General features: G+C 66.7%; 25 protein-coding genes and 1 riboswitch. Of the genes, 8 read left to right on the top strand and 17 right to left on the bottom strand.

Annotation, left to right across the window (positions count from 1 at the left end):
• Positions 1-60: 60 nt before the first annotated feature.
• Both QZ647_RS08485 and QZ647_RS08490 read right to left on the bottom strand, forming a co-directional pair.
• Entirely contained in the window at positions 61-813 is a 753-nt protein-coding gene (locus QZ647_RS08485; RefSeq protein ID WP_291271739.1) for a LytTR family DNA-binding domain-containing protein, read from the bottom strand.
• The gene (locus QZ647_RS08490) at positions 810-1895 is read right to left on the bottom strand and encodes a histidine kinase (protein ID WP_291271740.1); all 1086 of its coding nucleotides are present in this window, start codon (positions 1893-1895) and stop codon (positions 810-812) included. Before QZ647_RS08490 ends, QZ647_RS08485 begins: the two co-directional genes overlap by 4 nt.
• Positions 1896-2051: 156 nt before the next feature.
• Here QZ647_RS08490 and tpx point away from each other — a divergent pair, with 156 nt between their 5' ends.
• Positions 2052-2597, top strand: coding sequence for a thiol peroxidase (tpx, locus tag QZ647_RS08495; RefSeq protein WP_291271741.1), 546 nt, complete (start codon positions 2052-2054; stop codon positions 2595-2597).
• Positions 2598-2650: 53 nt separating this feature from the next.
• Here the strand turns inward: tpx and QZ647_RS08500 are convergent, their stop codons facing one another.
• The 6 genes from QZ647_RS08500 to polA all read right to left on the bottom strand — a co-directional run bounded on the left by QZ647_RS08500 (position 2651) and on the right by polA (position 10825).
• Entirely contained in the window at positions 2651-3145 is a 495-nt protein-coding gene (locus tag QZ647_RS08500; RefSeq protein WP_291271742.1) for a 3-isopropylmalate dehydratase, read from the bottom strand.
• 1 nt (position 3146) lies between these two features.
• Positions 3147-4436 (bottom strand): 3-isopropylmalate dehydratase large subunit, encoded by a 1290-nt coding sequence (locus tag QZ647_RS08505; protein ID WP_291271743.1) that lies wholly within the window; start codon positions 4434-4436, stop codon positions 3147-3149.
• 10 nt (positions 4437-4446) lie between these two features.
• Positions 4447-5646: a CoA transferase gene (locus QZ647_RS08510; RefSeq protein ID WP_291271744.1), complete on the bottom strand. Its 1200-nt coding sequence runs from the start codon at positions 5644-5646 to the stop codon at positions 4447-4449.
• Positions 5643-6551 (bottom strand): hydroxymethylglutaryl-CoA lyase, encoded by a 909-nt coding sequence (locus QZ647_RS08515; RefSeq protein WP_291271745.1) that lies wholly within the window; start codon positions 6549-6551, stop codon positions 5643-5645. The genes QZ647_RS08510 and QZ647_RS08515 overlap by 4 nt, the downstream gene beginning before the upstream one ends.
• A 79-nt stretch (positions 6552-6630) precedes the next feature.
• Entirely contained in the window at positions 6631-7749 is a 1119-nt protein-coding gene (locus tag QZ647_RS08520) for an isocitrate/isopropylmalate dehydrogenase family protein (protein WP_291271746.1), read from the bottom strand.
• A 277-nt stretch (positions 7750-8026) separates the two neighbouring features.
• Positions 8027-10825, bottom strand: a complete 2799-nt coding sequence (gene polA / locus QZ647_RS08525) for a DNA polymerase I (protein WP_291271747.1) — start codon at positions 10823-10825, stop codon at positions 8027-8029.
• A 196-nt stretch (positions 10826-11021) separates the two neighbouring features.
• Between polA and QZ647_RS08530 the strand changes: the two genes are divergently transcribed.
• On the top strand, positions 11022-11477 hold the full coding sequence (locus QZ647_RS08530) for a cache domain-containing protein (protein WP_291271748.1): 456 nt from the start codon (positions 11022-11024) through the stop codon (positions 11475-11477).
• 87 nt (positions 11478-11564) lie between these two features.
• Complete coding sequence (locus tag QZ647_RS08535) at positions 11565-12029, top strand: cache domain-containing protein (RefSeq protein WP_291271749.1); 465 nt, start codon at positions 11565-11567, stop codon at positions 12027-12029.
• A gap of 1 nt (position 12030) precedes the next feature.
• Here the strand turns inward: QZ647_RS08535 and QZ647_RS08540 are convergent, their stop codons facing one another.
• From QZ647_RS08540 to ispH, 3 genes are all read right to left on the bottom strand, one after another.
• The gene (locus QZ647_RS08540; protein WP_291271750.1) at positions 12031-12855 is read right to left on the bottom strand and encodes an SDR family oxidoreductase; all 825 of its coding nucleotides are present in this window, start codon (positions 12853-12855) and stop codon (positions 12031-12033) included.
• 74 nt (positions 12856-12929) lie between these two features.
• On the bottom strand, positions 12930-13235 hold the full coding sequence (locus QZ647_RS08545) for a hypothetical protein (RefSeq protein ID WP_291271751.1): 306 nt from the start codon (positions 13233-13235) through the stop codon (positions 12930-12932).
• Positions 13236-13294: 59 nt separating this feature from the next.
• The gene (ispH, locus tag QZ647_RS08550) at positions 13295-15019 is read right to left on the bottom strand and encodes a 4-hydroxy-3-methylbut-2-enyl diphosphate reductase (protein WP_291271752.1); all 1725 of its coding nucleotides are present in this window, start codon (positions 15017-15019) and stop codon (positions 13295-13297) included.
• Positions 15020-15349: 330 nt separating this feature from the next.
• Here ispH and QZ647_RS08555 point away from each other — a divergent pair, with 330 nt between their 5' ends.
• The 3 genes from QZ647_RS08555 to QZ647_RS08565 are packed head-to-tail and all read left to right on the top strand — an operon-like array spanning position 15350 to position 18989.
• On the top strand, positions 15350-15871 hold the full coding sequence (locus tag QZ647_RS08555; RefSeq protein ID WP_291271753.1) for an NAD(P)H-dependent oxidoreductase subunit E: 522 nt from the start codon (positions 15350-15352) through the stop codon (positions 15869-15871).
• On the top strand, positions 15868-17049 hold the full coding sequence (locus QZ647_RS08560; protein ID WP_291271754.1) for an NADH-ubiquinone oxidoreductase-F iron-sulfur binding region domain-containing protein: 1182 nt from the start codon (positions 15868-15870) through the stop codon (positions 17047-17049). Before QZ647_RS08555 ends, QZ647_RS08560 begins: the two co-directional genes overlap by 4 nt.
• Positions 17050-17066: 17 nt before the next feature.
• Positions 17067-18989, top strand: coding sequence for an NADH-dependent [FeFe] hydrogenase, group A6 (locus tag QZ647_RS08565; RefSeq protein ID WP_291271755.1), 1923 nt, complete (start codon positions 17067-17069; stop codon positions 18987-18989).
• Between the two features lie 11 nt (positions 18990-19000).
• Here QZ647_RS08565 and QZ647_RS08570 read toward each other — a convergent pair whose 3' ends face one another.
• Together QZ647_RS08570 and QZ647_RS08575 are read right to left on the bottom strand one after the other, a co-directional pair.
• On the bottom strand, positions 19001-19912 hold the full coding sequence (locus QZ647_RS08570) for a prohibitin family protein (RefSeq protein WP_291271756.1): 912 nt from the start codon (positions 19910-19912) through the stop codon (positions 19001-19003).
• A gap of 133 nt (positions 19913-20045) precedes the next feature.
• Positions 20046-22277, bottom strand: a complete 2232-nt coding sequence (locus tag QZ647_RS08575; RefSeq protein WP_291271757.1) for a nitric-oxide reductase large subunit — start codon at positions 22275-22277, stop codon at positions 20046-20048.
• Between the two features lie 211 nt (positions 22278-22488).
• On the opposite strand from QZ647_RS08575, the gene QZ647_RS08580 reads away from it, so the two are divergent.
• Positions 22489-22929: an ATP-binding protein gene (locus tag QZ647_RS08580; RefSeq protein ID WP_286355677.1), complete on the top strand. Its 441-nt coding sequence runs from the start codon at positions 22489-22491 to the stop codon at positions 22927-22929.
• Positions 22926-23561, top strand: coding sequence for a cation transporter (locus QZ647_RS08585; protein ID WP_291271758.1), 636 nt, complete (start codon positions 22926-22928; stop codon positions 23559-23561). The genes QZ647_RS08580 and QZ647_RS08585 overlap by 4 nt, the downstream gene beginning before the upstream one ends.
• Positions 23562-23567: 6 nt before the next feature.
• On the opposite strand, the gene QZ647_RS08590 is transcribed toward QZ647_RS08585, so the two are convergent.
• The 4 genes from QZ647_RS08590 to QZ647_RS08605 form a co-directional block, all read right to left on the bottom strand.
• Entirely contained in the window at positions 23568-23897 is a 330-nt protein-coding gene (locus QZ647_RS08590; RefSeq protein WP_291271759.1) for a DUF190 domain-containing protein, read from the bottom strand.
• A 9-nt stretch (positions 23898-23906) separates the two neighbouring features.
• The gene (gene crcB, locus QZ647_RS08595; RefSeq protein WP_291271760.1) at positions 23907-24293 is read right to left on the bottom strand and encodes a fluoride efflux transporter CrcB; all 387 of its coding nucleotides are present in this window, start codon (positions 24291-24293) and stop codon (positions 23907-23909) included.
• 14 nt (positions 24294-24307) lie between these two features.
• Positions 24308-24370: riboswitch (Fluoride riboswitch) on the bottom strand.
• A 3-nt stretch (positions 24371-24373) separates the two neighbouring features.
• Positions 24374-25288 carry a divergent polysaccharide deacetylase family protein gene (locus QZ647_RS08600; protein ID WP_291271761.1) on the bottom strand — a complete coding sequence of 305 codons (915 nt, stop codon included), beginning with the start codon at positions 25286-25288 and terminating at the stop codon, positions 24374-24376.
• Positions 25289-26458: a S41 family peptidase gene (locus tag QZ647_RS08605; RefSeq protein ID WP_291271762.1), complete on the bottom strand. Its 1170-nt coding sequence runs from the start codon at positions 26456-26458 to the stop codon at positions 25289-25291.
• Between the last annotated feature and the right edge of the window lie 11 nt (positions 26459-26469).

Consider the following 26469-nt stretch of genomic DNA (forward strand, 5'->3'; position numbering starts at 1 on the left):
CCACGACCCGTCTGCCACGGCCCGGCCCCCGCCGGGCCGTTCTCTTGGCCGGAATCAGGGTCAGAGCCACTCTCCGAACTGTTCGCGGTAGGTCCGGCTCAGGGTGAGGCGGGTGCCATCGCGCATGATCACCAGATGATCGCCGCCCGTCCAGGGCTGGAATTCCTTGATGCAGTCCAGGTTCACGATGGCCGAGCGGTGGATGCGGCGGAACTGGGCGGGATCCAGCCGGGTGAGCAGTCCCGACAAGGTCTGCCGCAGCAGGTGGGAAGTGCCCTCGACATGGAGGCGCACATAGTTGTCCTCGGCTTCTACCCATTGCAGGCCCGCGGTCTTCACCAGAATGTGGCGGTCGCCCTGCTTCACCAGCAGCCGGTCCACCCAGGGCCGCTCCTTCCGCAGGCCCGCCAGCAGGGCCTCCAGGTCGGGTCCACTCCCCCCGTCTTTCTGGGTGCACCAGCGGCGGGCCCGCTCCAAAGCCTGGTGGAAGCGCTCGGGCGAGAAGGGCTTGAGCAGGTAGTCAAGGGCGTGGACCTCGAAGGCCCGGAGCGCGTGCTGGTCATAGGCCGTGATGAAGAGGGTGGGTGGCATGCGGTCCGCCCCCACGGCCTCCACCACGCCGAAGCCGTCCAGCTCCGGCATCTGGATGTCGAGGAAGACCAGATCCGGCGCCAGGTCCTCGATGGCCTTCACAGCCGCAAGGCCATGAGCACATTCGGCGGCCACCTCGATGTCCGGCGCCTTCCGGAGCAGATGGCGGATGCGCTGCCGGGCCAGCGATTCGTCATCCACGATGAGGGCACGCAAGGTCATCCAACCTCCGGTCCCGGCTGATCCAGGGGAAGGCGCAACACCACGAGGGTACCCCGGCCCGGAGCGCCCAGCAGATCCAGTTGATGCCTGCCCTTGTAGAGCAGCCCCAGGCGAGCCCGGACATTGCCGAGGCCCACGCCCTCGCGGCCCGGCCTGAATCCCTCGCCGTCGTCCTGGACCTCGATCACCAGGCACTCGGAGTCGCGGTGGGCCCGCAGCTGCAGGGTGCCGCCCTGGGGACGGTCGGACAGGCCGTGCTTGAGAGCATTCTCCACCAGGGGTTGGAGGATGAAGCTGGGCACCCTCAGGTCCAGCAGATTGGGGGCGATGTCCACGCGGACCTGGAGGCGATCCTGGAAGCGCACCTGCTCGATGGCCAGGTAGGCCTGGATGAAGGCCAGCTCTTTGCGCAGCGTCACCAGCTGGTCGGGCGGGGCATCCAGGGTCATGCGCAGGAAATCCCCCAGGCGGCTGATCATGTCGTCCGCGCCCTCCGGATTGGCGTGGACCAGGGCGGAGATGGAGTTGAGCGTGTTGAAGAGGAAGTGGGGCTGGAGCTGCATCCGGAGGGCCAGGTTCTGGGCTTCGGCAAAACGGGCCTCCAGCTTCGCGGCTTCCACCTCGCGGGCTTTGTATTTCCGGTAGATCCGCAGCCCATGGAAGGCGGCCACCACGGCCCACATGAAGAGGAGGTTCGTGTGGAAGTAGGCCCGGTAGAAGCGCGGGAGGCCCTTGAGGAACCTCGCGAGGTCGAGCGCCTTTCCCTGGTCCCAGGAATCCAGTCGGAGGGAGATGAGGTAGGCCACGAAGAGCCCCAGGGCGGCCACGACCACGCTGGCCAGCAGGTGCAGGGTCCAGGTCCGCCACTGGGACCAGGCGAAGGATTCAATGGGCCGCCGGTTGGCCAGCCAGATCAGGAAGAGGCCCAGCAGGCCCCAGGCCCCGTTCTGCAGCAGGTTCATCACCACGATCCGGAGAACCGGGGCGGACGGGTACATGGCCAGGTCCCAGGTGGCCATGTAGAGCCCCATCAGGGCCCAGATGCCCCAGTACCAGCGCCACTTCCCAACCGCGGGTTCCATGCCCCAAGCCTAGAGACACAAAGGAGTTCCCGCCAGCGGGCTGGGGCGAGCCGAGGCATTCCAGGGGCGATCTTCCACTCAGAGGTGATCAATCGGTCAGGAATGCCGATACGGATTCCCTCATCGGGAGTAGGATGGGCCCGCCGGGAGGTCACCATGGCCACGATCACCCTGAACGGCAACCCCGTCCATACCTGCGGCGAGCTGCCCACCATCGGCTTCGCCACACCCCCGTTCACCCTCACCCGCACGGATCTCCGCGACATCACCAGCGTGGAGCTGGAGGGGAAGCGCATCGTGCTGAGCATCTTCCCCAGCCTGGACACGGCCACCTGCGCCCAGAGCATGCGGACCTTCAACGCCCTCGCGGCGGATCTGAGCGACGCGGTGCTGCTCTGCGTCTCCATGGACCTGCCCTTCGCCCTGGATCTCTTCTGCGGGACGGAGCGGCTGGAGCGGGCCGTACCCGTCTCCGCCTTCCGGCACCCGGATTTCGGGACCTCGTTCGGCGTCACCCTCGTGGACGGCCCACTGCGGGGCCTTCTGGCCCGGGCTGTCGTGGCGCTGGACGAGAACGGCACCGTCGTCCACACCGAGCTGGTGTCCGAGCTCACGCATGAGCCGGACTACGACATGGCCATCCACGCCATCCGGAACCACCACCATCCCTGCCCGCAGGATGCCCTCGAGACGACGGAATAGAAATGACCGGCCGGAGCGCAACCGCCCCGGCCGGTCGTTTCGTTCGCTGGCCTTCAGGCGTTCGTCGCCATCAGCCGCGCGCGGGTGTAGGGGATGAGCCCGCCCGCATCCATGATGCCCTTGCGGGCGGCGGGCAGCTTCACCTGGTCGAAGGTTTTGCCGGTGGTCTTGTTGAGCACCTGGTCCGCGGTGATCTCCAGGTCATCGCCCTCGCTGGCCTCGAGGCTGGGGCAGATCACCACCTGGAGGCCCAGGTTGATGCTGTTCTGCAGGAAGATGCGCGAGATGCTCTTGGCCACGACGGCCACCTCGTGGCCCTTGAGGGTGGAGCAGGCCTGCTCCCGGCTGGAGCCGCAGCCGAAGTTCTCGCCGCCCACGATGATCGATCCTGGCGGAAAGGCCTTGGCCTTGAGCTTGGCATTGAATTCGGTGCGGTCGAAGAAGGCGAACTGGGGGGTTTCCGTCGGCAGCACGGTGGCCATGAAGCGGCCCGGGTAGATGTCGTCCGTGCTGATGTCGTTCCCGAGCGTGATGATGACCTTGGCCATGTCAGGCTCCTTTCCGCGGATCGGTGATGACGCCGGTGATCGCCGAGGCCGCGGCCACCACCGGGCTGCAGAGGTAGACCTCACCCGTGGGGTTCCCCATGCGGCCCTTGAAGTTGCGGTTCGTGGTGCTCAGGGCGACTTCATGATCGCCCAAAGCGCCCTCGTGCACGCCCAGGCAGGGCCCGCACCCGGAGTTCATCACCACGGCGCCCGCCTTCATGAAGTCGTGGATGTAGCCCATGTCCAGGGCCTTCGCGAAGATCTTGCTCGAGGCCGGGAACACCAGCATGCGGGTGCCCTCCGCCACCTTCTTGCCCCGCAGAATGGCGGCGGCATCCGCCAGATCATCCAGGCGGCCATTGGTGCAGCTGCCGATGACGATCTGCTGGACCTTGGTGCCAACCACATGATCGATGGACTTCACATTGTCCACCATGTGGGGGCAGGCGATCTGGGGCGCGAGGGAGGAGACATCGATCTCCACGGTCTGAACATAGGTGGCATCCGCATCCGGCGTCGTGCAGGAGATGGCTTCCGTGACACCCGCCTCCTCCCGGAGGTAGCGCACGGTCTCCTCGTCGCCGGGCACGATGCCCGAAGTGGCCCCGGCTTCTACGCTCATGTTGCAGATGGCGATGCGGCCGCTGGTGCTCATCTTCCGGATGGTCTCGCCGTGGAATTCCAGCACCTTGTAGTTGGCGCCCTGGGCGGTGAGCTTGCCGATCAGGTGGAGGATGAGGTCCTTGGGGCCGACCAGGGGCGGAAACTCGCCCTTCACCACCACCTTGATGGTGGCGGGCACTTCGATGTTCACAGCGATGCCCAGGCTCCAGGCCGAGGCCATCTCCGTGGCGCCCACGCCGAAGCTGAAGGCGCCCAGGGCCCCGTGGCTGGTGGTGTGGGAATCCGTGCCCAGCACCACGAAGCCGGGCCGCACATAGCCGTACTCGGGGAGGATCTGGTGGCAGATGCCGCCCACATCGCCGCGCACATCGTGGAACTTGGTGATGCCGTTGGCTGCCACGAAGCCGCGGATCTTCTTGTGGTTGGTGGCGGTCTTGGGGGATTCAGCCGGTACCCGGTGGTCGAAGATGATGGCGATGCGGGAGGGGTCCCACACCTTCGCCGGACGGCCGGTTCCCTCGAACACCTCCATGAACTGGTTGATCACCAGCGCCGCGTTTTCATGCGACATGGCGAGGTCGACCTTCGGTTCGACCACATCCCCCACCTTCACGGAGGCCTGCCCCGCTGCGCGGGCCAGGATCTTTTCGACGACGGTCATGCCCATGGGAACCTCCTCAGATGATGCCTTTGGATTTCAATTCGGCCAGTTCGCCTTCGCCCAGGCCCAGGTGCCCGTAGACCAGGGCATTGTGCTCGCCCAGCGCCGGCGGAGGGGCCTCCACCTCGCCCGGGGTCTTCTCGAAAAGGGCCGTGAGGCCGAAGACTTCCACCTCACCCACGCCCGCCACTGCCACCTTCTGGAGCACCTTCCGGTGCTGCACCTGAGGCTGCCTCAGGGCGTCTTCCAGGCTCAGGATGTCACCGCTGGGCACATCCTTCGCGTTCAAGGCCTCCACCCAGAAAGCGGTCGCTTTCTGCACCAGCCGGGCCTCCAGAAGCGGCGTCAGTTCCCGCCGGTTCTTCTTCCGGGTATCGCGCTCCTGGAAGCGGGGATCCGTCTTCAGCTCGGGCACCTCCAGCACCTCGCAGACGGCCTCCCACTGTTCCTGCTTGTTGGCCGCGATGTTGATGTGGCCATCCTGCGTCCGGAAGGTGCCGCTGGGCGCCGCCGTGAAGTTGTCGTTGCCCATGAGGACCGGCTGTTCGCCGCCGATCAGCAGGTTGGCCGCCACCCAGCCCATGAGCGGCATGATGCTGTCGAGCAGCGCGATGTCGATGGCCTGCCCCTGCCCCGTGCGCTCCCGGTGGAAGAGGGCCGCCATCACGGCAAAGGCCGCGTTCAGGCCGCCCACGGTGTCGCAGACGGGAAAGCCCGTGCGCAGGGGGTTCAGGCGCTCATCGCCGTTCACCGCCATCTCGCCGGATAGACCTTGGATGATCTGGTCGTAGGCGGGCTTGAGCGCGTCGGGGCCGGTCTGGCCAAAGCCGGAGATGGCGCAATAGATGAGCCGGGGGTTGAGCTCCGCCAGCGTCTTGTAGCCCAACCCCAGACGATCCATGACGCCCGGCCGGAAGTTCTCCACCACCACATCCGCATCTTTCACCAGCTTCCGGAAGATCTCTTTGCCTTCCGGGGACTTGGTATTGAGCGTGATGGACTTCTTGTTGCAGTTCTGGGCCAGGAAGCTGGTGCCCATGAGCTTCTTGTTCAGGTCGGGAACGATGCCCAGCTTCCGGGCCAGGTCGCCGTCCTTGGGATTCTCCACCTTGATGACTTCGGCCCCCAGCAGGGCCAGATGGAGCGTGGTGAAGGGTCCGGACAACACATTCGTGAGATCCAGGACCTTGATGCCTTCGAGGATCTTCCTGCTCATGCCGTCACCTTTGCAGCGAGAGGTCCGGTTCGGTAGACGCAGCCGGGCAGTTCCCGGCCGAAGTGGGCGGCGACATCCTTCGTCACCCCGATGAGGGCCGCGAGGTCGATGTCCATGCGCTGGCCCGTTCGCTGGAGGCCATGGACAAGGTCCTCCGTGGCCACATTGCCGGCCGCCACCTTGGTGAAGGGGCAGCCGCCGAGCCCGCCGAAGCTGGTCTCGATGGCCCGGGCCCCGGCTTCCATGGCGGCGTAGACGCTGGCCATGCCCAGGCCGTAGGTGTTGTGGATGTGCGCCGTGATTTCGGCGGCGGGGTCCAGGCCCAGGGCCTTCTGGACATAGCGCCGCACCTGGGCCGGATGGGCATGGCCCGCCGTATCCGCCAGGCTGATGGAGGTCAGCCCGGCCTCCAGGTAGGCGGCCACGATGCCCAGGACCCGAGCCTCGTCGATGGGACCTTCGAAGCCGCAACCGAAGGCGCTCTGCACGCTCACCTGCACCTTCCGCCCGGCCTTGCGGGCTTCCAGGGCGGTGGCGATGATGCGGCGCGTGGCGTCCTCCGTGCCCATGCCGGTGTTCTTGCGGCTGTGGGTCTCGGAGGCGGACACGCCCATGCAGATGAGTGGTACACCCACCTCCAGGGCCCGCTCCAGGCCCTTCTCGTTGAGCACCAGGCCCGACAGCAGGGCCCGGTGGGGCTCCCGGCCGAGGATGCGGAACAGCTCATCCGTGTCGGCCATCTGGGGCATCTTGTCGCCCCGCACGAAGGAACCCACCTGGACGATGTCCACGCCCGAATCCGCGGTGCGGCGGATCCAGTCGAGTTTCGTTTCCGTTGGTACGACCACGCTTTCAGCCTGGAGACCGTCGCGGGGGCCAACTTCATGGATGAGGATGTTGTTCATGGAAGAGCTCTCTTCTTTAACCGCAGAGGGCGCAGAGGAAAACGCCGGGGCATTTCCATGCGCCCTCTGCGGTCACCCATCAAAGTTTCCGAGCGATCGCCTCGCCCATGTCGAGCGTGGTGGCCTTGCCGCCCATGTCGTAGGTGCGGACCTGGCCTTCGGCGATGACGGCGGCGGTGGCGGCCTCGAGGCGGGCGCCCTTCTCGGTCTCGCCCAGCCAATCCAGCATCATCTTGGCGGCCAGAATGGTGGCGATGGGGTTCACTTTGTACTGGCCGGCGTACTTCGGCGCGCTGCCATGGCTGGGTTCGAACACGGCCAGCTTCTCGCCGATGTTCCCCGAGCAGCCGAAGCCAAGCCCGCCCACCATCTGGGCGGCGAGGTCGCTGACGATGTCGCCGAAGAGGTTCGTGGCCACCATGACGCCGTAGTTCTTGGGGTTCTTGAGCATCCACATGGTGATGGCATCGACATTGGCATCATCCATCGCGATGCCCGGGTACTCCTTGGCGATGCGCTTGCCGGTCTCCAGGAACATGCCTTCGGTGGCCCGCACCACATTGGCCTTGTGGATGACCGTGACCTTGGGATAGCCGAATTTTTTCGCGTACTCGAAGGCCGCGCGGATGATGCGGTCGCATCCCTTCTGGGTGTTCACCTTGCAGGTGATGGCGAACTGGTCGCCGGGAATCTCCGCGAAGTGGGCGAAGGGCTTGCTGAGCTTCTTCAGGGTTGCCTTCAGCTCGTCAGGGACAGGGCTGAATTCCACGCCGGCGTAGAGATCCTCGGTGTTCTCGCGGAAGATCACCATGTCGATGTCTTCCTTGTAGTTCAGGGGGTTGCCCGCATAGGCCTTGCAGGGTCGCAGGCAGGTGTAGAGGTCGAACATCTGCCGCATGCGGACGATGGGGCTGCGGTAAATGAGCCCCTTCCCCTTCAATTCCGGCACCAGCTCGGCCTCGGCGTCCTTCACGGGCTTGGAGGTGATGGCGCCGAACATGGCGGCGTGGCTGTTCTTCAGCAAATCGATGGTGCGCTGGGGGAAGGATTCACCTTCCTTGCACCAGAACTCCCAGCCGATGTCGCCGTGCGTGTACTTCGCATCGAATTTCAGGGCATCCAGGCAGATCTTGGCGGCCTCCATGACCTCGACGCCCACGCCGTCACCGGGCAACCAGGCGATGTTGAACTGGCTCATGTTCAGACTCCTGCAGGAAGGGGACTGGGGCTGCGGTGCGCTCCCGCACCAGACCCGCCAATCATGACCTCCCCGTTAAGTTTGAGCCCGGACAGCCATCACAAAACCCCCAGAAATCGCCTGATCCGGGAACAACCCCCGACAAAGTGTCAAACCCTCCACCAGCCGCCCTCAAGATCCAGGCGGCGCCGGGACGGAATTGAAGGTTTAACCCCAGGAGCCTCGGAGAGCGGAAAAGACATCTCTGCGGTTCATGTTTCCCCGCTTTCAGCGCCGCCTACTTGCAGGCCAGCCAGTTGTCGCCGGTGCGGACTTCTGCCGCCAGCTTCACGCCCAGGGCACCCAGGTCGTCGGCGCCTTCCATGGCATCCTTCAAGAGGGCGGCGGCCTGGTCCACTTCTTCCGGTGGCGCCTCCATCAAGAGTTCGTCATGGACCTGGAGCAGCAGCCTGGCCCGGAGGCCCGAGGCCTGGAGGCTGCGGTGCAGGCGCACCATGGCCCGGCGCATGAGGTCGGCGGCGGTGCCCTGGACGATGGTGTTCACAGCTTCCCGCAGTCCCTGGGCCTGGAACTGCTTGTTGGGGCTCTCCAACTCGGGGATCCGGCGGATGCGACCCCAGTGGGTGCGGACAAGGCCTTCGGCCAGGGCCCGCTCCTTGGCGCCCTCGATCCAGGCGGCCACCTTCGGCATGCGCTCGAAGTAGCGCTCGATAAAGGCCTTGGCCTCCTTCTGGCTGACGCCGATGTTGGCGGCGAGGGCGAAGGCCCCCTGCCCGTAGAGCAAGCCGAAGTTGACCGCCTTGGAGGCGCTGCGCTGGTCGGAGGTGACGGTCTCCATGGGCACACCGAAGACTTCGGAAGCCGTCCGGCGGTGAATGTCCTCGCCCGCGGCGAAGGCGCCCAGCAGCACGGGATCGTCGGCCAGGGCCGCCACCACCCGCAGTTCGATCTGGCTGTAGTCCGCGTCCAGCAGGACCCAACCGGGCTCGGGCACGAAAGCCCCGCGGATGGCCCGACCCTCCTCGGTGCGGATGGGGATGTTCTGCAGGTTGGGGTCGCTGGAGGCCAGCCGCCCCGAGGCCACGGCCGCCTGGTGCAGGCGCGTGTGCACGCGCTTCGTCACGGGGTTCACCATCTGCGGCAGGGCTTCTACATAGGTGCCCAGCAGCTTCACCATCTGGCGGTGCCGCAGCAGCTCGCTGGCAATCTCCGCGCCCTGCGCCTTGGCCAATTCCTGCAGCACATCCTCGTCGGTGCTGGGCGCCTTGGTCTTGCCCGTGTACTTCACGGGCTTGTAGCCCAGCTTGCCGAAGAGGATCGCCCCCAGCTGGGTGGGGCTGTTCAGGTTGAAGGGCTCGCCTGCGAGTTCGATGACACGGGCCTGGGCGCGTTCACGCTCGCCGTGCATGCGCACAGCGAGCTGGGAAAGGACATTCAAATCCAGACGAACGCCATGGCCTTCGAGCGCCGCCAGAACATCCACCAGCGGCAGGTCCACCTCTTCGTAGAGGCGCTTCATCCGGTCGTCGGTGAGCTTCGCCCGCAGCTTGTCGCAGAGCTGCAGGGCCAGATCCGCATCCTCGGCGGCGTACTGCACCGCCTGCTCGAACCCCGCCTCATCGAAGCGCTTCTGGCTCTTCCCCTTCCCCACCACCGCCTCGAAGGCGATGGGCTTCACATCGAGCAGCCGCACGGACAGGTCATCCAGGTTGTGGCGGACGCCGCTCTCCAGCAGGAAGCTCAGCACCATGCTGTCGTCCGCCAGTCCCGCCACCGGCAGGCCGTGACGGGCCAGCACCTGCAAATCGTACTTCAGGTTCTGGCCGCATTTCCCGACGGAGGCATCTGCCAGCAGCGGCGCAAGGACGCGCCGGGCCCCCTCGAAGGGCACATTGCGGGGATCCAGGTGGGGTGCCAGTTCCGCGAAGAAGGCCACCGGATCGCCCTGCAGGTCCAACAGCGACTCGGGCAGGCCCGAGTCCGGCAGCAGGCCCGGCAGGGAGCCTTCCGTGTCCGCAGTGGCGGGCTTCAGATGGGCCAGCGGCACATAGAGCCCCTCGTTGGGGGCCCAGGCCAAGCTCAGCCCCACCAGGTGCCCCCGCGTGGGGTCGATGCTCGTGGTCTCCGTATCGAGGCCGAAGCGGCCGGCCGCGCGGCAGGCCGCCACGGCCGCCTCGAGGTCCGCCAGGGTGGAGGCGGCCCGGTAGGTCCGCGCGCTGCCCGCCTGCTCGGCGCTCTGCGTGAACTCCTTGGTGAGGGTCTGGAAGCCCAGGGCCTTGAAGGTCTCCCGGGCCTTGGCCTCGTCCACGCCGGGATAGGCGAGATCCCGGGGATGCAGCGAGAGGTGGAGGTCGGTCACCACGGTCACCAGGCGCCGGGTGAGGTCCAGCCACGCGGAGGCCGCCTCCAACCCCTCCCGCTGCTTGGGCTTCAGGTCCGCCTTGGCGGCGATCACGCCGTCCAGGCTGCCGAACTTCTCCAGCAGCAGGGCCGCCCCCTTCTCGCCGATGCCCGGCACGCCCTTCACATTGTCGGAGGCATCCCCCACCAGGCTCAGGAAGTCCACCACCTGCTCGGGCCACACACCCATGCGGGTCTTCACACCCTCGCGGTCGTGCCAGATCTCGCCATCCTTGGTATTCAGCACCTGGATGCGCAGCCCGTCGTCCACCAGCTGCAGCAGATCCTTGTCGGGGCTGACGATGACCGCGGGAAGGCCCAGGGCCGCGGATTCCCGGGCCAGGGTGCCCATGACATCGTCCGCCTCGTAGCCGTGCAGTTCCACGATGGGGATGTTCAACGCCTCCACCAGCTGCCGGATCATGGGGATCTGCGGTCGCAGGTCCTCGGGCATGGCGTCGCGGTTGGCCTTGTATTCGGGATAGATCTCGTGCCGGAAGGTGGGCTCCGGCGTGTCGAACACACAGGCGATGTGGGTGGGCTTGTGCTTCTCCAGCAGCTGCAGCACCAGCCGCGTGAAGGTGTAGGCCGCCCCGTTCTTCAGCCGGGGATTGGCGAAATAGGCCCTGAAAATGAAGGCAAAGGTGTCGATCAGATAAAGGCGATCCTCAGCCACGGCCCACCTCCCTGTTCAACGGCGAGGTCTCGCGCATCCCCGAAGCGGATGCCGAGAAAATGAAGGCGAAGGTCTCGATGAGGCGAAGGTGGTCGTCGGGCATCCCCCCAGTCTGGCAGGCCCCGCCGGGATTCATGCTTCCCCCAGAGTGGACGATCTCTACAGGTGTAGCCGTTCTCCTCCGAAGGAGGCTCTTGTGCACGCTGGGAATGCATGGATTCCGGCCATTCTCTGCATGGCCGCGCCGCCCCTCTTGGCCCAGGACCAGCCGGCCAGGGCCCTGTCCCTGGTGAAGGAGGCGGTGGCGTTCGCCAAACGCCACGGGAGAGAGGCCTTGCTGAGGGAGATCAACCACGGCCAGGGCCGGTTCCATGTGAAAAGCGGAGATGAGCTCTACATCTTCGTCTACGATCTGCAGGGCGTCTGCCAGGCCATCGGCTTCCAGAGCCAGATGGTGGGCACGAACCGGATCGGCCTGCGGGACCCCGATGGGAAGCATTTCCTCCGGGACATGATCGCCGTCGCCCGGGCCAAGGGCAGTGGCTGGGTGGACTACAAATACCCCCACCCCGGGACGGGCAAAGTCAGGACCAAAGTCTCATATGTGGAGCTGATGGAAGGCTGGGTCATCGGCTGTGGTGCCTATAAATAGATTTTAAATGAGAGCTTAAGGTAGTTTGAACTCCGGCCGATGAATGGGAGGGAAAGAGTCCCTGTTTGCTTGAGAAGGAGATTGCCCATGAGCATCCACCCGCGCCGCCTGCTGGCCCTGCCCGCTGCCCTCGTGATCACCACCGCCCTGCTTGCTCAGCCTGCAGAGCGTCCCAAGGCCGAAGCCATGGTGAAGGAGGGCATCGCCTTCCTGAAGGCCAACGGGAAGGAGGCCTTCCTGGCCGAGGTCCACAAGCCCCAGGGCCGGTTCCATGTGAAGCAGGGCGGGACCCTGTATCTCTTCGTCTATGACCTCAAGGGCGTGGTGCTGGCCCACGGGGCCCGGGCCAACCTCCTCGGCGTCAACCGCTGGAATGTGAAGGACCCGGACGGCGTCTACAACATCCAGGAGATCATCAAGACCGGCCAGAAGAAAGGCGGCGGCTGGGCCGACATGAAGGTCGAGAATCCCGCCACGGGCAAGGTCGAGAACAAGACCTCGTTCTGCCTGGCGGAAGGCGGCATCGTCGTCGGCTGCGGCATCTACAAGTAGGTCAATCCAGGCCGTACTGGCGGCGCAGCAGGCCCTCCCACCAGGCGACTGGCAGGAGGGCCTTCAGCTTGGCCACCCAGAAGGCGTCCCGGCCGACGACCACCCGGCGCGGGGGATGCACGGCATTCAAGGCGTGAAGCAGCTTGCGGGCACAGTCTTCCGCGTCCATGGCGAACCGCTCGGCCTGCCCCTTCCGCAGGGCCAGGTAGCGGCCGATGACGGCCTCGTACCGGGTGCCCCGGGCCCGCTCCGGCAGATCCCCCCAGGCCGTGGCGAGGGTCTCGCGGAAGGCCGTGCGGATGGCGCCCGGTTCCACCAGCACCACCGCCACTTCCCGGCCCACCTCCAGGCGCAGGCTCTCCGCCAGGGCCACCACGGCATGCTTGGAGGCGTTGTAGGGGCCCGCCAGTGGGATGGACAGGCGCCCCAGCATGGAGGCCACCTGCAGGATCCGCGCGCCGGGCTGGCGCCGCAGCAACGGCAGGAAGGCGTTGGTCACCCGGTGGAGGCCGATCACATTGGTCTCGAATTGCGCCCGGAGTTCCTCGGGACGGAGGAGTTCCAGGGGGCCCACCTGGCCGTAGCCGGCATTGTTCACGAGGGCCTTCAGGCGCAGGTCGGCGCAGGCCGCAGCCGCCAGCGCGACGCTCGCGTCCTCGGTGACATCCAGGGAAAGAACGCGCAGGTCCTCGCCGGGCGGCAGGTCCGCCAGCGACTCTGGCTTCCGGGCCGTGGCCACCACGCCCCAGCCCGCCTGACGGCAGAGCGGGACCAGGGCCCGCCCGATGCCCGTCGAACACCCTGTGATGAGAACCCAGTTCCGCATCCATTCATCTTTCCACACACCAGCAGAACGGGGCGCGAGCGCGCCCCGTTCTGCTGGTGCCGCCTCCGGCGGAGCTACTTCTTCTTGGTGGCCGGGGCCTTGGCCGCTTCCTTCTTGGCGCCGCCCTTGCTCTCGATCTTGGTGGCCACCTGCTTGTAGGTGACGGTCACCTTGTCGCCGGCCTTGAGGGCATCCTTCCCGGCCGTGCCGCCGTCGGTGTAGAAGCGCCATTCCTCCTTGCCGAGGTCCAGGGTGAAGCTGTCGGCGGCGACTTCCTTCACCGTGCCGGTCTTCTGGTAGCTGGCGGCAGCGGCGGCCCAGCCGAGGGCGGCGCCGAGCACGGCCGTGGCCGACAGGATGGCAAGCGACTTCATGCGCATGGGGCTCTCCTTTGGAAAAGGTGCCCCAAGGCTAGCAGCCTCTCCGGGGTTGACAAGCACTACACCAGCGCCAGCAATCCGACGAGGTAGAAGCTCAGGTCGACACTCAACTCGAAGCGGTGTTTCCCGGTCGTGAAGCGTTCGTGATAGAGCCAGAGGTACAGCACTGGATAGGCCGCGCAGATCACCAGCACCACGGCCACGGCCAGGGGATGCCCTCCCTGCTGGCGGCTGTCGAAGGTGAGCCAGAGCGTGCCCGCCAGCAGCGAGCCGAGGAGGCCCACCAGCACCACCTTCGTGGCCATCTTGCCCATGAGGATCGGCAGGGTCTCCTTGCCCACGATCTGGTCATTCTGCATGTCCCGGATCTCGTAGATCACCGTGCGGACGAAGGCCAGGACGCCCACCAGGAAGACGGCTGCGAAGGCGCGGAGATCCCAGGCGCGCCCCTCCTGCCAGACCGGCATGACGACCGCGACCGTGGCCAGGGCCAGGGCCACCACCACATCCTTGGAACCCGGTATGTTCCGCAGGCTCAGGATCCGCCTGCCGACCTGGAACCGCTGCTTGTAGGCGGCACCCACCAGCGAGGCCCCCGCCGCCACGGCCAGGGCCTTCAGCCCCTGGCTGGCCGCCAGGCCGAGGGTCGCGACCAGGGCCGCTCCGGCCGAGGCCAGCAGGGCGATCCGGTTGCGCTGCAGGAACCGGGCCCGGGCCGGTCCCTTGGCGCCGAGGCCCAGTGGATCCAGAAACGGGGTGAGGAGGTACATGGCCAGCACATAGGTCGCGGCCAGCACCGGATAGCGCCATCCCAGGGGCAGGCCCAACCACTTATGCACGCCCAGGGTCATGAGGCCGGCGCCCATCGCCAGCAGCGAGGAACTGCCGAAGGCGGCCTGGGCGAAGCTGCGCCAGCGGCTGGGGCCATCCCCCAGCTGCTCCAGAACATCCACGACCTCGTCCACCAGCCAGGTGGGCGTGGAGGCGCCCGCCAGCACGCCCACGGTTTCGCGGCCCGTGAAGGCGCTGAGGTCCAGCTCCGCGGCGGTCTCCACATACTGCACCGGCTTGCCGTAGTGGTGGGCCAGCTCGGCCAGGTGCTTCGTGTTGCTGGAGGCCTTGCCCCCCACGACGATCACCGTGTCCACGGTGCGGGCCAGTTCCTTGGCCTCGTCCTGCCGCATCCAGGTGTCTTCACAGATGGTGTTCTCGAAGACCGCATCGCCCGCGCGGGTGCGGATGTAATCCGAGATCGCGTGGTAGTCCTTCACCGTGAAGGTCGTCTGCGCCACCACCAGCACCTTCTTCAGCTGGTCATCCGTCAGCGCCTGGGCCTCGGCCATGTTCGCGACGATGACGGAGCCGCTCTCTGCGAAGCTGCGATGCGCCACGCTCTCGGCGTGCCCGTGGCTGCCCAGGATCACCGTGAAGTAGCCCTTGGGGCTCCACTTCTTGATCTTGTGGTGGACCTTGGCCACCTCGGGACAGGTGGCATTGACGATCTTCACTTCGCCCCGCGCCTGGCGCTCCTTGAGCCCCCGCAGGTCCTGGATGGGAATGCCGTGGGCCCGGATCACCACCGTGCCGTTCTGCACTTTGTCAGGCGTCTCGGCCACAGCCACGCCCCGCTTGCCGATGAGATCCAGGGCCTGCGGGTTGTGGATGAGCGGACCCAGGGTCTGGACGGCGCGGCCGTCGTTGCGGACCGAGGCCTCCAGCACCGCGTCCATGGCGCGTTTCACGCCCCAGCAGAAACCCGCGGTCTTGGCGACGATCACCTTCATGGCAGCCCCACAATCCTGACCACATTGGTCAAGTTATTCATCATAGCGCAGAGGCGGGAACAAGGGCTCGATCTCAGGGTTCCCGCCTCGGAAATTATTCATTACCCATGAATCATCATTAACTGGAACCCCGATGCCTCCGGGAGTAGAGTCTCGTCGGCCCCTGTGGTGGTCCAGATGGATGCGGCTTCCTCTCGACGAACAGGCAGGATGGCGGCCCCTCAGCCCGTCCGGGAGGGCCGTGAGCACCCGCCCATGCGCCCTCCCTGTGAACCAGCCCCCGCCTGAGGGCGGGCCGGCCACGCATGCCCCAGACCAAGGAGAACCGACATGCTGATGACGGAGCGCGAATTCCTGGCGGCGGAAATCCAGAACCTGGTCGACAAGTACGGCCGCCAGCGCACCTCCCTGGTGCCCATCCTCCAGGAGGTGAAGCGCAAGTACCACAAGATCGACAGCTATGCCATGCAGGTCACGGCCGACCTGCTCGGCATCCATCCGGTGGAAGTGAACAGCGTCGTGTCCTTCTATGCCTTCCTCGGCGACCGCCCCCAGGGCCGCTATGTGATCCGCCTCTGCCGCACCATCTCCTGCGACATGGCGGGAAAGGCCCGGGTCATGCGGCAGCTCGAGAATGATCTGGGCATCTTCTTCGGGCAGACGACGCCGGACGGGAAATTCACCCTGGAATGGGCCAACTGCATCGGCATGTGCGACCAGGGGCCCGCCCTGCTGGTGAACGAGCGCGTCTTCACCCGCGTCACCCCGGAATCCGTGCACGCCATCCTCGAGGAGTGCCGCCGGGCCTTCGGACAGCACGCCACGGAACGGAAGGAGGTTCACCTCGCATGAGCCAGATTCCGACCTTCAGCCACATGCCCCCAGACATCGGCCTGCAGCGGGCCCTGGGACGGACCCCGGCGGAGATCGTCCAGGAGATCACCGCCTCCGGATTGAAGGGCCGCGGCGGCGCCGGGTTCTCCACCGGCACCAAGTGGGCCCTGGCGGCCGAAGCGCCCTCCGACCAGAAGTTCATCCTCTGCAACGCGGATGAAGGCGAACCGGGGACCTTCAAGGATCGCGTGATCCTCCAGGAACACGCGGACCTGGTCTTCGAAGGCATGACCATCGCCGCGCTCGCCGTCGGAGCGAAAGAAGGGATCCTCTTCCTCCGGGGCGAGTACACCTACCTGCGCGCCCACCTCGAAGCCGTCCTGCAGCAGCGCCGGAGCCGGCACCTGCTGGGGGAGGACATCCTCGGCTTCCAGCCGGGGTTCGACATCCGCATCTTCATGGGGGCCGGCGCCTACATCTGCGGCGAGGAGACCGGTCTGATCGAGTGCCTCGAAGGGTTCCGCGGCGAGCCGAGGAACCGGCCGCCCTACCCCGTCCACCAGGGCTTCCTGGATCGTCCCTCGGTCGTCAACAATGTGGAGACCCTGGCCTGGGCGGCCTGCATCCTGCAAAAGGGGGCGGCGTGGTTCCGGAAGGTCGGAACCGAGATGAGCACGGGCATCAAAATCTTCAGCATCTCGGGCGACTGCGAACGGCCGGGCGTCTTTGAGTTTCCCATGGGCATCACCGTCAAGGAGCTGCTCCGGAATGTGGGCGGGGAGAACGCCCGGGCCGTCCAGATCGGGGGCGCTTCGGGCCAGTGCATCCCGGCCTCGCAGTTCGATCGGGCCATCGCCTTCGAGGACATCCCGACGGGTGGGTCCGTGATCGTCTTCGGCCCCCAGCGGGACATGCTGGATGTCATCGAGAACTTCCTCGGCTTCTTCGCCGACGAGTCCTGCGGCCAGTGCACGCCCTGCCGACTCGGGAATCGGAAGCTGCTGGAGGGCGTGAAGATGCTCAAGGCGGGCACCTGCTCCATGGCCTACCTCAATGAGCTCTGCGCCCTCGGCGAGACCATGATGATCGCCTCCAAATGCGGGCTCGGGCAGAGCAGTCCCTGCGCCTTCCTCTCCGTGGTCCGCAACTTCCGGGAGGAACTCATGGGACGCGCCCACCCCCTGGTCCACGCGTGAGTGAAGGGGAATCGACCATGACCGAAGCCACCGTCTCTGAGCGCCCCCGCCGGGCCCCGGCCAGTCAGCAGAACCAGAACGCCCCACCCCCCGGCCCCCTGGGCAGCGAAGCTGAAGTCGCCCTCACGCTCGACGGGCAGGAGGTGAAGGTGCCTGTCGGGACCAGCATCCTCGAGGCGGCGCGGAAGCTGGGAACCCACATCCCCACCCTGTGCCACCACCCGGATCTCTGCGTGGCCGGCGTCTGCCGGATCTGCTCCGTCGAGGTCGAGGGCCTGCGCGCGCTCCAGGCGGCCTGCACCTTCCCGGTGACGGCTCCCATCCAGGTCAGGACCCATTCCAAGAAGGTCCGGCTGGCCCGGCGCCACATCGTCGATCTCCTGTTGAGCGACCACTATGGCGACTGCTACGCCTGCCGGAGAAACAACAACTGCGAACTCCAGGATCTGGCCCGGGAATACGGCGTGGACATGTTCCGATTCGGCCACCCTGAGCGGCCCCGCCATGAGATCGACGGATCCTCCTACTCGGTGGTCCGCGACAACAACAAGTGCGTGATGTGCCGCCGATGCGTCCGCACCTGCATCGACCTCCAGGAGGTGGGCGCCATCGAGGTGCTGGGACGGTCGGATCACAGCCACATCGCCCCGTACCTCGGCAAGCCGCTGGGCGATGTCGTCTGCATCAACTGCGGGCAGTGCATCAACCGCTGCCCCACCGGCGCGCTCCATGCCCAGGACTACACAGACGAGGTCTGGGCCGCCATCGACGACCCGGGCAAGCATGTGGTGATCCAGACCGCGCCCAGCCCGCGCGCCGCCATCGGGGAATGCTTCGGCCTCCCCGCAGGGCACGCCCTCACCTTTGAGCTCAACACGGCCCTGAAGCGCGCCGGGTTCGACAGGGTCTTCGACACCAACTTCACGGCGGACCTCACGATCCTCGAGGAGGGCACGGAACTCCTGATCCGGCTGAAGAAAGTACTGCTACAGGAGGAATCCGTCGCCCTGCCCCAGTTCACGAGCTGCAGCCCCGGCTGGGTGAAATACCTCGAGCACTTCTATCCCGAGTACATCCCGAACCTCTCCACCGCCAAGAGTCCGCAGCAGATGTTCGGCGCCATCATCAAGACCTACTACGCCCGGACCCATCACATCCCCGCCGAGGACATCGTCACCGTGGCCCTGATGCCCTGCTCGGCCAAGAAGTTCGAATGCAACCGGCCCGAGATGGACGCCAGCGGCTTCAAGGATGTGGACTACGGCCTCACCACCCGGGAGCTGGCCAAGATGATCCGCGAGTCCGGCATCCGGCTCCCGGACATGCCGAAGACCGGGTTCGACGCGCCCTTCGGGACCGCCACCGGCTCCGGCGTGATCTTCGGCGCCACCGGAGGCGTCATGGAGGCGGCCCTCCGCTCGGTCCTCGAACTGGTGTCCGGCGTCAAGGTGGAGGATCTCTTCGCCCATGCCGACATCAAGCCTGTCCGGGGTTTCGAGGGCATCCGCTATGCGGAGATCCCGATTCCGGAGGTGGGGCCCGTCCCGGCGATCCTCGCGGACCATTTCTCGAGCTGGGAGTTCCTCCGGGGGGCCACGCTGAAGGTCGCGGTGGCCCACGGCACGGCCAACGCGAAGAAAGTCATGGAGGACATCAAGGCGGGCGGCCTCTTCAGCCAGTGCCATTTCATCGAGTTCATGGGGTGCCCGGGCGGATGCATCGGCGGGGGCGGCCAGCCCATCCCCACCTCGCCCGAGATCCGGGAAGCCCGGGCCAGGGCCATCTACGCCGAGGATTCCGCCTATCCGATCCGCAAATCCCACGAGAACCCGGATGTCCTGAGGATCTATTCCGAGTTCCTGAAGGAAGGGCCCTGCGGCACCAGAAGCCACCGCCTGCTCCACACGCACTACACGGAGCGGGGGAAATACATCGAATAGAACCGGGGGCCCTATTTCTTGGCGGGCACCTGGATCATGGGCGTGGCGCCCCCCATGGGGGTGATGATCAGGTTGCCCTTGGCCCCAATGTCCCGCAGGGCCTGGATGCGCTGGTACTCGATGATCTGGGGCGTCAGGCTCTGGCTCACGATCTGCTGGGCCCGGGCCTGACCTTCGGCTTCGATGCGTTTGCGCTCCGCCTCCTGCTTCTCCTTCTGCAGGACGAAGGCCATCTTCTGGGCGTCCTGGTCGGCACTGATCTTGTCGTTGATGGACTTGGTGATCTGGTCCGGCAGGATGACATTGCGGAGCAGCATCTGCTCCAGGGTGATGCCCCGGCCTTCAAAGGCGGCCCGAAGGGTCTTGGACACCTGATCCACGAAGGCTTGGCGCTTGGAGGTGTACAGCTCCGTGGCGGAGAGACTGGCGGCGGCATCCCGCAGGCTGGCCCGGATCTCGCTGCGCACGATGCGCGCCTCCACATCCGGTCCGATGGTCCGGTAGATCTCCGGCAGGCGGGCCTGCTGCAGCGAGTAGAAGATGGTGGCATCCAGCTTCACGGTGAGGCCGTCGCTGCTGATGACGGAGATGGAATCGTCGCCCTTGTGCTGTCCCTCGTCTGACACGGTCGACATCGTGTAGTTCCGGGTGCGGACCTCCATCTCCACCACCTGGGCGAAGGGGTTGATGAAGTGGAGGCCCGAGGGCAGCGGCTCGGGGTTCACCTTGCCGAACAGCACCTGGATGCCCGCCTGCCCCGGGGGCACCACCACGGCCATGGAGGCCAGGAACATGACCGCCCCGAGCCCCAGGCCGATCCATTGCAGAATGGCCAGACGGGCCGACAGGGGGAATTCCACCTTGGTCTTCCATCGCCAGGCCAGAACACCAACCACGAGCAGTAGGACGGCGATGAGAACCACAATGCACCTCCAAGGCGAGTCAGGTTAACAGGCCTGCTTGACGCCACCCGCCGGCGCGCCCGGTACCTGGCGCGGCGAGGCCCCCGCCTTCCAGCAGGGGCCCCGGTTTGTGCAGCGTTGGTGTGGCGTCGGATCAGTCTTCGACCACCGCGAACGCGGGGGCCGCGTCCGTGGCCTCGCGGACCGGCCGGGTCTCCTCGGCGGTCCTCCAGCCCCAGGCGCCGATGACAGCCTTGAAGGTGAAGATGATCACGGCGAGGGCGCCGAGACCGAAGAGGGTATCCCCGGGGACGCGCATCCAGGTGAACGCACGCATGAGGGGGCTCTGCACCACCTCGGCGCTACGGGCGTACCAGGTGCCGTGTTCGAGGCTCTGCGCCATCTGGTAGAAGCCGCTGGGCACCAGCGAGAACGCCAGCATCATGACGAGGCCCAGGTTCAGGCCCCAGAAGCCGTACTTCAGCCACTTCTCATCCCAGGCCTTGTCCGGCGTCATGCCGCGCAGGGCGAAGAGCATGAGCGAGATGGCGAGGAAGCCGTAGACGCCGAAGAGGGCGGCATGGCTGTGGATGGGCGTGGTGTTGAGCCCCTGGCCGAAGTAGAGCACCGAGGGCGGGTTGATGAGCATGCCGAAGACGCCGGCGCCCAGCAGGTTCCAGAAGCAGACCGCCGCGAAGTACTTGAACGGCCACTCGTAGCCGCTGCCCAGGGCGCGGCCGGCCTTCAGGCTCATGGCGATCTCGAAGCCCACGATGGTGAGGGGCACGATCTCCAGGGCGCTGAACACGGAGCCCAGGGCCGCGATGGAGGCCGGGGAGCCCGTGTAGTAGAGGTGGTGGAAGGTGCCGATGACGCCGCTGCCCAGGAACAGGCCCATGGACAGGCTCACAGCGCGGAGCGCGGTGCCTTCGCGCAGCAGGCCCATGCGGGTGGAGAGCAGCGCGATGGCGACGGTGGCGAAGACCTCGAAGAAGCCCTCCACCCAGAGGTGGACCACCCACCAGCGCCAGTACTCGGCCATGGCGATGTGGGTCTCGCGGGTGTACATGAAGCCCGCGGAGTAGAAGAGCGGGATGGCGATGGCCGAGAGCACGAAGAGCTTGAGCAGGCCCAGGCGGCCCTTCTCCCCCTTCAGCGCGGGCAGCAGGGACCGGAGCACCAGCACCAGCCAGATGACCATGCCCGCCGTCAGCAGGATCTGCCAGAGGCGGCCCAGTTCCACATATTCATAGCCCTGGTGGCCCAACATGAAGGAACCGGACAGCTTGCCCAGGATGGCCTGGTGGGCGCCGGCCAGCGCGCCGACCACCACCACCACGAGGGCACCGAGCAGGCCGGCCACGCCGAGCCACTGGCCCTTGGGCTCCTTGGCGCTGAGCTTGGGGCCCAGGTAGAGGCCCGTGGCCAGCCAGCAGGTGGCGATCCAGAAGACCGCCAGCTGGAGGTGCCAGGTGCGAGAGGCCGCATAGGGCAGGATGCGCGACAGATCCAATCCGTAGAGGCCGTTGCCTTCCACCGCATCATGGGCCGTCATGACGCCCATGCCGATCTGCACCAGGAACAGGGCCATGGCCACCGCGAAGTAGAGGGCAGACCAGCGCTGGCTGGGCGTGGCCGGGGCGGGTGGGATGGGCTTGGGGTCGGGGAACTCCTCCGCAGGCTGGTGGGCGTGGTGCCACACCATGAGACCCACCCCCAGGATCAGCAGGATGATCGACAGGATGCTCCAGAGGTGGCTGATGGGCGTGATGGCGTTGCCCACCAGGGGCTCCTGGGGCCAGTTCTGGGTGTAGCTGTGATCCGCACCGGGACGCCGGGCCGCAGCAGCCCAGGCGGTCCACAGCCAGAAGTCGGCCACGCGCTCACCTTCCTCCAAGGTGGGGATCCATCGAGCGGGAATGGCGGCGCCCTTGTCGCCCTCCACCGCGACCTTCGCCAGTTCAGCGCGGGCCTGAAGGTAGGCCTTGGCCTGCGCCGCGTTCAGCGTCAGGGTGCCGGTGGATGATTCATACCTGTTGCTCTGAAATATGGATATGGTGCTGGCCTTGGCATCGGCGGCGGAGACACCCTGGACCTTCACCCCCTCGAGGGTGTGCGCGGCCCACTGGTGCAGGGCCTTCGCCGACCAGTCAGGTGCCAGGTAAGCACCGTGACCCCAGATGGATCCGATGTGCTGGCCACCGTGTCCCAGGTAGCTGACCTGGCCTTCGAGGATCTGCCCCGGGCCCACCAGCTGGGTGCCATCCTCGGCCACCACGCGCTGCGGGATGGGCGGGGCATTCTGGGCGATCTGCCGCCCTCCCAGGCCCAACACGCCAAAGCCCGCGAGGAGCACCAGCAACACCAGCCACCACCTTGCCTTCATCGAAGCCTCCATCTCGCGCGCTCACCGGGCGCCGGGAAGCAGTGTTCCACAATTTTCCATATTTAGGACCATGTATTCTTAATTGTGATCTCGGACACGCACCTTCCAGCCCGGGCGCCCATCGGGCCCTGGCAAAACCTCTGGCCCCGGGGCCGGGATTCCAAGTACCTTGGCTTTGGTTCCCCTGATCTCTGAAAGGGATTTCTAGCCCATGGCCCATCCCGCCCTTCTGCCCGTCGTCCTCACCTGCAACACGGACCTGCGCTTCATCGACCTCATTCAGGTGGTGGGCGCGGAATTCTTGAAGCACCTCAGCTTCAGCCAGGAGGATGGCGAGCGTCTTTGGCTGGCGATCCAGGAGGGCATCGCCAACGCCATGCGCCATGGGAACAAGCTGGTCAAGGACAAGCCCGTGAAGGTGACCTTCACGCCCAAGGTAGATCGTTTCGAGATCCGGATCGAGGATCGCGGCCCGGGCGTGGATCTGGAGGCCCTGCCCGACCCGAACCTGCCCGAGAACCTGCTCAAGCCTGGTGGCCGCGGCGTCTTCTTCATGCGGCAGGTCATGGACGAGGTGCACATGGAGCGCCATCCGCAGGGATCGACCCTGGTGCTGGTGAAGGCCCGCAAGGTCCGCGAGCCCCATCCGTGAATTCGGGCCCGAACCAGGTGGACTGGCGCCGCCGGGCCCTTTGGCTCTCCGCCCTGACCATCGGGTACAACCTGGCGGAAGGACTCGTCTCCATGGCCTTCGGCTGGGCGGACGATTCGGTGGCCCTCTTCGGCTTCGGCGCCGACAGCTTCATCGAGGTGGCCTCAGCCCTGCTGGTGCTGTGGAAGCTACTGGATCACGGCAACCTTGAGCGTGAGCGCAAGGCCACCCGGAGCATCGGCTGGCTGTTCCTGGCCCTGGCCCTGGGCATCGCCGGAGGGGCCCTCCTCCAGCTCACGACCCGCGTCCATCCACCCACCACCCTGCCGGGCCTGGTCATCTCGGCCCTGTCCCTGACCTTCATGGTCTTCCTGTGGCGCGCGAAGCTCCGGGTGGCCCGGGCCCTGGACAGCGCCACCGTGGAGGCCGATGCGGCCTGCAGCCTGGCCTGCATCCAGCTGTCCGTGGTCCTCTTCGCCGGCAGCCTGCTGTTCCTGCTCCTGCCCGCCCTCTGGTGGGTGGATGCCGCCGCGGCGCTGGGCCTGGCGCTGCTCATCGGGAAGGAGGGCCTCGGCATGATCCGCGCGGCCCGGAGCGCGGCCTTCACCGGCGGCTGCGGTTGCGGGCACTGACCGTGGCTACGGATGGGCCTCTGGATTGAGCACGCCGCACTCGGCCGGAATCCGGACATAGAACACGGAGAGGCCCTCGCGCTCGATGGAGGCCAGCAGGCGGTCCGCCTCCTCGTCCGAGGCCATGAACGAGACTTCCACCGGCAGGTCCCCCGCCAGCTCGATGAAGTGGTCCGCGTGGATGAGGCCGTGGCGGCCGAACCCGGCGATGGCCTTCACGGCCGAGCCCCCCTTCAGCCCCAGCCCGCGGGCGTGCTTCAACAGCCACTCGTAGACCAGGATCCCGTGCCGGGTGCGGTCCTCCTGGACATAGAAGATCAGATAGGTGCCTCTCATGACGCCTCCTCAGGCTTTCACGAAGACCTTGACCGTCAGCAGGCCCAGCAGCGTCATGGACAGGGAACCCGCCAGGTGGATCGCCATGTGGCCGGCAGCCCAGGCGTATTCTCCGCGGGTCAGGAGGTGCACCGCCTCGGCGGAAAAGGTCGAGAAGGTGGTGAGCCCCCCCAGAAACCCCGTGATGATGAGGAGCCTTGCTTCGGGCGCCAAGCCCGGGTGCTGGGCGAACACGGCGACGGCCACGCCCACAAGGTAGCCCCCCAGCAGGTTCGCCGCCACCGTACCCAGGGGAAGGCTCGGCACCAGGGGATTCAGCAGCGCGCCAAGGCCCCAGCGCAGCCAAGCCCCGAGCGCCGCGCCCACGCCGACCGCGAGAAAAGAATGAACGCCCATGCCTGTGTCCTCCAGGATCCACAGGCGTCATCAGCCATCCAGGCGGTTATGGGGCGGACGCCATCGCCGGAATCAGCCTATCACTTGGCCAGGTCGCCTGCCTTCACGAAGCGCACCAGCCCCTTGCTGCGCGCCACGAGTTTCTCGAGGGCCTCCACGGTCTCGGGGTAGATGTGGCCGATGATGAGGACTGAGCCGTCCTTCTCCGCCAGCTTGATGGCCCGGTCCCACTGTTTCTCCATCTCGGGGAAGGCCTTGTCGTCATCCAGGAAGACGCGCCGCTGGACCGTGGGGATGCCCAGCTTCTCCGCCACATCGAAGGCCACGCTGTCCTTCTCCGTGCGGCTGTCCACGAAGAAATACTTCCGGGCCTTGATCTCCTGGAGCACCCAGCCCATGCGCAGGCGGTCCGGCGTGATGCGGCTGCCCATGTGGTTGTTCACGCCCACGCGGTGGGGGACTTCCTCCAGGGCCATGCGCACCCGGCGGCGGACCTCCGCTTCGGGCAGGTTGTAGAGGATGGCGTTGGGCCCGGGATCACGGCTGGGGCCGGGGTAGCCGATGGGCTCCATGGGCAGATGCAGCATCACCTCTTTGCCCAGGCGATAGGCGATGTCGGCGCTCACCCGCGTGTGCTCCTGGTAGGGCAGGACCGCCACGCTGAAGGCCACGGGCAGGCTGCACAGCCGCGTCACCAGTTCCGGCTGCACATAGCCGAGGTCGTCGATCACCAGGGCCAGCACCGGCAGGGGGCGCGCAGGCTCCGGGCTCGGGGGCTTGGTGGCTTCCGGGGCGGGGGTCACCTTGGGCTCGGCACTTTTCTTCTCGGGCTTTTTGGGCTCGGGCTTCGGGGCCTCCCGCTTGGCCGGGGCCTCCCGCTTGCCGCACCCCTGCTGGCCCAGCAACAGGCCCACGCCCAGGCCCAGCAGCAGCGTGAAGGCCCCCCAGGCCACCAGGGCCAGGGTGGAGGTGCGCTTCCCCTTCCCTCGGGCCAACTAGGAGGCCTTCGCGACGGGCTTGGCAGCGGGCGGCGGCGCCTGGAGGGCGGTCAGCACCTTGGCCAGCGCATCGTCCGCATCGGCGAGCCGCAGCACCTGATCCGGCGCCACGCCCTGGCGATCGAGCTTTTCACCGCCCGCGCCGAGCCAGCGGCGGGAGACCAGTTCCACGGCCCCGCCCTGCTTCAGTGGGAAACGGCTCCGCTCGACGCCCAGGCCCAGGGTCTTCTCGCCGAAAGCCTTCGCACCGCCCTTCTTCAGGCATGCGGCGAGGGCCTCGGAGGCACCGAGCGTGGAGCGGCCCATCAGCAGCGCCAGGCGCGCGAAGGGCGCGCCGGAGCCGACCACCGCCACCGGACGATCGGGCTTACCGGCCTCCTGGAGGGTGCCGAAGGTCTCCTTGGCCCCCAGGAGGCCGGCCACGGCCGCCGCTTCTTCCATCGATCCCTTGGCGCACTGGCGCAGGTCCAGCACCAGCGTCTGGCTGCGGTCCACGGAAGCCAGGAGTTTCTTCAGCTCTTCGGCGCGACCGGGAGCCAGGTCGGGCAGGGTCAGCAGCGTCGCGCCGGCGCCCTGCTTGAGGATCGCGGGGGCCGCTGCGAGGCGCTGCCGATGGAGCGTGGTCTTGGCCAGGTCGCCCGTGGCGTTGGAATAGCGGTAGAGATCCAGCGTCGAGCCCTCCTCGCCACGCAGGCGGCGTTCCAGCGCCCAAGAACTGAGTCGGCCCACCGAATCCCCATCGACCTTGCGGATCACATCTCCCGCCTGGATGCCAGCCTTGGCCGCGGGTCCGCCAGGCACCACCGCCAACACCGTGGCATAGAGGTTGCCGCGCTTCATCACTGTGAGCCCGGCCTCGGCGGGGCCGGGATCCGGCAGGCGCAGATCCTCCGCCGACAAGTAGGCATTCAAAGGGTGGGATCGCTCGAGCACGGCCTGGACACCGCCGGAGACGACCTTCTCCATGTCCGGGGCATCCACATAGTTCTGCTGCACCAGGGCCAGCACATCCTGGATATCGGACAGGCCCGCGAGCGGATCCTGCGGCACGGGCCTGCCCCCGGGCTTGGCCACCACCTTGGGCGGCGTGCCCTGCTGGAGCACCGGCAAGGTGAACGCAGTCACGAGGGGAAGCGAGAAGACGGAGAGCCAGGTGCGGGCGTGCATGGCCTCAGTGT

Origin of the sequence: Geothrix sp., assembly GCF_020622065.1 — a bacterium.
Taxonomy (GTDB): domain Bacteria; phylum Acidobacteriota; class Holophagae; order Holophagales; family Holophagaceae; genus Geothrix.